Source organism: Paractinoplanes durhamensis (assembly GCF_016862175.1).
Lineage (GTDB): Bacteria > Actinomycetota > Actinomycetes > Mycobacteriales > Micromonosporaceae > Actinoplanes > Actinoplanes durhamensis.
In genome coordinates, this window is the sequence record NZ_BOML01000055.1 from 1 (window position 1) to 6,313 (window position 6,313).

Below are 6,313 nucleotides of genomic sequence, written 5' to 3' on the forward strand. Positions count from 1 at the left end.
GCCGGGAGCCGGGAGCCGGGAGCCGGGAGCCGGGAGCCGGGAGCCGGGAGCCGGGAGCCGGGAGCCGGGAGCCGGGAGCCGGGAGCCGGCGTTCCTGAGGCCTCCTCTATTGAAGAAGCGATCACGCGCCACTCTCTGGGGGACGATCGCGAGCTCACCACCGACCTGACTGGGGAAGGGATCGTGAGACGTTGAGCTGCCACCGGAGACCGTCGAGTCGAACCCGTCTCGTCGCACTGCCGCAAGAAAGGAATGGGCGGTGGTCCTCGCTTGAGTTCCGGGGCGAGAATCCGACGGCGATGTTCCCAAGCAGAACCGACCTGACTGTCGCGGTGCCCGGCCGGCGTTATCTCGATCCTTCGGGCATGCGCTAACCGTCGCTGTTCCGGCCGAGGGGCAACTGTTTCCGAGAACGCGCGAGCGGATCCAACGGCGAGAAACAGGCGTCGTCGAGGCTCCGAGGGCCCGCTCGCCGAGCAGCCTTCGAGCGTCGGCCATCTCGTTCGTCTACGACAGAGGATGGGTGACTTGGTCGCTGAGATGACGACGGCTGGCCGAGCGTTCGACCAGCGACCAAGCGCGCGGCTGCCTCTGCTCACTGGGTCGACATCGGCTACAGGAATTGGGACCGGTCAGCAGGATTTGGCCAGGGTTGCCGTCAGCGGCAGTTCAGCAGTCGAGAGTTCGCCTGGCCCAGCGGAAGCGAGCGCCTTGGCTGATCGCCTCCTCGCACCAGAGCCAACTACGTGTCGGCGCCAGTCAGCATCGGCAGGCATCCGAGGTGCCTGCTGCAGACCCGCCAGCATTCTGGACAGTCTGCTCGGCCACGCATCAAGCAATACGAGGAGCCGACTCGCCGGCTGACGAAGCCACCGACAGCCCCGGGAGCCAGGCCCGTGTCATCGCCGCACACTCCTCGCGGCGCAGAGAGCCGATGGCCCGCAGAAGGGCGATCGGGAACAAGACGGTCCGGGCAATGGCGACGGAGGCCGGCTTGCCGACCCATGGCGTCGACTTTCTTCTGCCTCAGCGAGCACGACGAAGAGGCATCCGTTGGCGTCGAAGAGGCCGCCGACATGTGGTGGCCTTCGCGATCCACGGCCCGCGCTCGAGGAAGGCGTTGGCGAGGGAACGAAGGCGATCAGGGCGTGATCTCCTTCCGGACGTCACGGAAGGCGTGGTCGCATGCGGCAGGGCCAATCCCGATTCTTGTCGCGACTATCCGGACTGACCCAGGAGTGGGCCAGGAGATCGAATGGGAGAAGCCGCGGCGCAGTCGCCGAAATGACGGAGTCGAGAATGGGTGGTGCAGCGCCGAGCGCGAGGGCTGCCCCCGAACGGCCTGGCCCCTCCTGAACGTCGGCGAGCCCTCGACGCGAGGAGCGGAGGCATCGGTTGCCTACCAGGCGATGTAACCCGCCGACTGAGTTGAGCATGGATGGTCGCGGAGTTCGGTGTGGAATCCGCGGGCACAGCGCCGTCACTGAGGCGTGGACCGAAGCGACTCGGATGGTCATGCACGACCGGTACGACACGATGATCCACGAGTCATCCGGCCCGGCGGTTATCAGCCTGGCCATACCAGCGCCGGCGGACAACCGGCCGGCCGCCGCGTCAGCATCGACTGGCCTCACGACTCAGTGCACGTCGACCGGATCAACCCCACTAGGTCCGCCGAGGAGGACAGCTCGAACGCGTCGGAGATCATGCGGCTGCTGGGGCATGGGAGGGCGACGGAGGCGAGCTAGCTGCCCGGCACCGCCCTCCGGCCCGTCACGGCCCGACCTCCGGTTCCGGCGGCCACTTGAACGCGAGATGCCTCCTGGGACGCGGGCGCTGACTTGGGCTGCCGGGGATCGGAATCTCGCCGAACGAGCGTGTGGCCAGCGCCGGACGACGACCTCTCTGGCGACGCACGGAAGACGCCGCAGGACTGCCGTCGACGCGCGATCAAGCGAGCCGCTCGCGCACGGCCGAGTGAGCCGCTCGCGCACGGCGAAGTCGAGAGGGCCGACAGAATCTCCGGATCCTGTGACTGCCCGGCGAACGTCGGACGGACGTCCTCGAGGAGCGGATCGCCGGCAGGCATGTTGAGTCGACGCTCTCCGGGCTTGGAGCCGATGTCAGCGCCTGGCCGTTAACCGAGCGGATCCCCGCTGATCGCTCGAAGGATGAAGGCGGCAGTCAGCATTTGAAGAATCCACCAAGGAGGGTGTTTGGCGTCGTTGCAGCTTCAACTGAGCCGAGCTACGCCAACGCGCGAGCCGAGCTACGCCCACCAATGCCGAGCTACGCCCACCAATCTCGAGTGGAGACCTACGCGGAATCAAAGCAAGCCCACGGAGGCCGGTGCGGAATATCCGCCCGCGGTCGACGACCAAAGACTTGGCGGTGAGAACGAACTTGGCTGTAGCGGTGGCCGCGCATCTCCAACTGTGTCGTCTCGGGACGCTAGGTCGGGCGGCATGGACCACAGGATCTCTGGACCGAGACTCGATGCCGTCAACGAGTGAAGGCCTCCGACAGGGAGTGAGCCACTCGGGAACAGCTCGGCACCGACAGGACCTTCCGAGTCCCACACCAGGGTGCTCGACTTTCGTGCCCGCCCGACGGTGGCGGGCGGAACACGTCATCGACGTCGGCTGGCCCACACGGCGTACCACTGGGCGCTATGAGGCGGGTCCAGCGAACAGCAACCGAGGGGTACGGCTCGCCAACGCGGGAGGAAGCACGGCTTCCCGCTACCTCCGATCCCCGAGCGCAGGCCGTTGGCTTATGGTCCCGGTGCGCATCGGAGAGCCGGGTGGGTGCCACGGCCGATGTCGGGCTGACGACTCCGCTCGAGGGCTTCTGCCCAAGGGCCTTCGCGGATGAAAGCTGGCGCCATCGGCATTGGCGGAACGGGCAATCCCACTGGAGCGCGAACGCCGCCGATGCCGCTCGTCGCCGAGGCATCCGATCGCTCCAACTGACCCGCAGGGGCACGCGATCAAATCGATCTCGCCCGTGAAGAATCCATGGCCTAGCAACCGAGGCCGGCCCTGACGATGGCCGGTGCAAAGAGCGGCCAGGCCGTTGGTCAAGTGTCGAACGCCGGGAGCAATCGTCCGCGCCGATCGACCGTGTCGATTACGGGGCTGAGCCGGCGCTTCCCGAGTCGGACCTCCCGGGCTAACTCGGCCCGGTTAGGTAAGCCCGGAAAGCGGTTGGCTTGGTGAAGCAGCGGCTTGGTGAAGCGGCGGCTTGGGAGGCGGGCAGCGTGGGAGGCGGGCGGCGCGAAGGCGGGCGGCGCGAAGGCGGGCGGCCCGACGAAGCGGGCCGATCACCGGCGGGCGTGGCATCCAGCGCCACCAGCGACAGACAGCAATCGTTCTCTCTGAGCAGCCGGCCCATCTGAACGAAGCCAAGCCCGCGACCTCAGCGGAACCCCGGAGCTCCCAGGGCCGACCAGGTCGATGGCCCCGCTGCCAATGGCCAGGTAGGCCCACCTACAGAAACACGACTGAGATTCACTCGCGTTCCATCGGCCCGGCTCAAGCGCCCCCAAACCCGCCTCATATAAGTCCAGACCACTATCCACACCCTGTGCGTAACTCCTGTTGAGAAACCAACAATCTCTGTTTCACGTGAAACGCGGCCGATCCCGATCGCCTCATCCACCGCTTCATCCACAGGCAGTGCAAGCCTGCGACGTCGCGTTTCACGTGAAACGGCGCGGCCTGTGGATAACTTCTGTGGATAACTACTGGAGTACTCCTGTGCCCACATACTGTGATGAGCATCGACGTTGATCTCGTAGTTCGGAGGACTTACGGGGTGTTACTCCACAGGCCAGAAATTGACCCAGGACAGCCGCCCTGGCCTGGGCTAAAGTCCCCTCGTGCCCGACAACTCCGCGCCGCTGCCCGACTTCACGCGTTGGCCCTCATTCCCCTTCGAGGGCGACATGCGGGTCAAACCGCTGGCCGCTCCAGTGGAGGTCGAGCCGCCGCGCAGCGGTGAGGACGCAAGTGACTGCGTCGCCTGCGCCACTCCCGACGATGCGTACATCTGGATCAGCGAACGCTGGCGCGTCCGGGCCATGGATCGCCCCACCGGCCTGCCGATGGTCCTGATCCTCGAGTGCCGCTCCCACCTCGACCTCGGCGACCTCCCCAACCTCCTGGCCGCCGAGCTCGGCGTCATGACGGTCCGCCTCGAGCGCGCGATCCGCTCCCTCGACGGCGTCGCCCGCGTGCACGTCAACCGCTGGGGTGACGGCTCCGCTCACCTGCACCTGTGGTTCCTCGCGCGCCCCTACGGCCGCCTCCAACTCCGCGGCACGTTCCTCTCCCTCTGGGACGACATCCTCCCGGTGATCCCGGAGCAGCAGTGGCGCGAAAACCTCGCCCTGGTCGCCGCATGGCTGGCCGGCTTCGGCGGCGAGGCCATCGCCGAGCCCCCGCACATCCAGTGGGAAGCCCCGTCCACGATCACCTACTCGCCGGCCGCGAACAGCAACGAGCCCTCGCCCAGCACCCCCGAAGAGGAAGACCAGCGACCGGCAACGCTGGGCGACATCGAATCGGCAAAGACCGACTCAACGCCGCCCCCGACGATCGCTGCGGAGAGCGGCGCCATCGACAAACCCACGGCGCAGCCACAGGCAACAACCTAAGACCAAGCGGAACGTACGCGAGTCACCGTCCACAAACGCACGATCCCCGCCCCCAGCTGCTCAAGCCAAGCGAGCACCACGGCAAGCTCACCGCGCGCGATGCCGGCCCGACTCCTGGCCGCCACCAAGCCGATTGAGCCCCGGGGGCGGGAACGCCAAAACCGGTCCGGGACGAGTGACAGCAGCCAGAAAGACCGCCACCCATAAGACTGGCAGCACCGCGCGTCGCGGTGATCTCTCGGCGTTCTCGCCCGCCAGCCGTCTGTAAGCAATCCTTCCCACCGACCAAGCGCCCCACCCCACCCCCCACTCCACCCGCGCCGCGTCTCGCCGATCAACACGATCCGGCCCGGCCGGGAGTGGCAAGCGGCCGGGAGTGGCAAGCGGCCTGGACGGGAAAGCGGGCGGTGTGGCCGGGAGTAGATCGCGTAGCGGGTAGCCGGACATGACTGCCACCCGGCAAGACGCCTGATTGGTGGTCGTGTGGAACAGGTCCAAGCGGGTCAGCGGAACCATGTTCTGTGTCCCCAGCGCCCATCGCGACACGGTCTCCAGCGCGCGGGCGGCGACGCCCTGCTTTCGTGCTTGGGTCGCAGTCCAGTAGCCGACCTCCGCCGCGCCGGCGGCGGTCCCGATCGTCACCGCCACCAGGCCGCACGGCGCACGGTCATCCGCGTCGGCGACCACGGCGAAACTGAACCTTGTCTTGGCGGCCCAACCGGCGGCCTGTAGCTACAGTCACTGCTGGGCCTGGGGCTCGTCGGCGAGCGAAGTGGACAGCCAGCGGCGCAGCTCCGGATCTCGGTGCGCCGCGACCAGCGCAGGCAGGTCGTCGAACCGCCACGGCCGCAGCACCAAGGCGGATCCTTCGCCCGGCACGGACAAGACGATCGTCATGGCCATGCATCCTGCGCGACCCACGCAACCCAACCGGGGAGACCCTGGGCTGAGTGGTGGTTAACGAGCGGCGCTCCTCCTCGGCTCCGGTGCAATCGCAGTTATCGCGCCAGTGCCCATTTCTGGCGCCACCCCGCCCGGCCGTGAAGGGCCGCTGCGGGACGTTCGCGCGGGGCCGCCTCGATACTGTGAACGCCGCCTGCGGTGGCAGATGCATGTTCGGCACGACGACGGGAGCACGGCCCATGACGTACGTACGGCGCTTCGACCACATCGGCATCACGGTCGCGGATCTCGATGTCGTGACCGCCTTCTTCGTGGCGCTCGGGCTGGAGGTCGAAGGGCGGGCGTTCGTCGAGGGCGAGTTCCTGGAGACGGTCTGCGGCATTCCTGACTCGCGCACCGAGATCGTCATGCTGAAGTCGCCCGACGGTGGTGCCCGCCTCGAGCTCGCGCGGTTCGTGCGGCCCGACTCGGTGCCGGGCTCGCCGGCCGCGATGGCCAACGAGCTGGGACTGCGCAACGTGTCGTTCGAGGTCGACGATCTGCAGGGCGCTGTCGACTGGGCCGCGAACGAGGGCTACGGGCTGGTCGGTGGCGTCGGTGAGTACGAGGGTGCTTGGCGGATGGCCTACATCCGGGGGCCGGAGGGGATCATCGTCTCGCTGGCCGAGCGCGTCGGCTGAACGAAGCGACGACGCCCGGCAGCTGAATGGCGCGACGACGCCCGGCAGCTGAATGGCGCGACGACGCCCGGCA

General features: G+C 67.7%; 3 protein-coding genes and 1 pseudogene. 2 read left to right on the forward strand and 2 right to left on the reverse strand.

The features are described from left to right. The first annotated feature begins 3,901 nt into the window (after nucleotides 1-3,901). Nucleotides 3,902-4,657 (forward strand): hypothetical protein, encoded by a 756-nt coding sequence (locus Adu01nite_RS33180; protein ID WP_239132876.1) that lies wholly within the window; start codon nucleotides 3,902-3,904, stop codon nucleotides 4,655-4,657. An 87-nt stretch (nucleotides 4,658-4,744) separates the two neighbouring features. Here the strand turns inward: Adu01nite_RS33180 and Adu01nite_RS48980 are convergent. Both Adu01nite_RS48980 and Adu01nite_RS33190 read right to left on the reverse strand, forming a co-directional pair. Further along, a pseudogene (locus Adu01nite_RS48980) lies at nucleotides 4,745-5,362 on the reverse strand (GNAT family N-acetyltransferase); the annotation flags it as partial. Between the two features lie 33 nt (nucleotides 5,363-5,395). Further along, nucleotides 5,396-5,554 (reverse strand): GNAT family N-acetyltransferase, encoded by a 159-nt coding sequence (locus Adu01nite_RS33190; protein ID WP_203732914.1) that lies wholly within the window; start codon nucleotides 5,552-5,554, stop codon nucleotides 5,396-5,398. 245 nt (nucleotides 5,555-5,799) lie between these two features. Between Adu01nite_RS33190 and Adu01nite_RS33195 the strand changes: the two genes are divergently transcribed. Further along, the gene (locus tag Adu01nite_RS33195; protein ID WP_203732917.1) at nucleotides 5,800-6,240 is read left to right on the forward strand and encodes a VOC family protein; all 441 of its coding nucleotides are present in this window, start codon (nucleotides 5,800-5,802) and stop codon (nucleotides 6,238-6,240) included. Nucleotides 6,241-6,313: the final 73 nt, after the last annotated feature.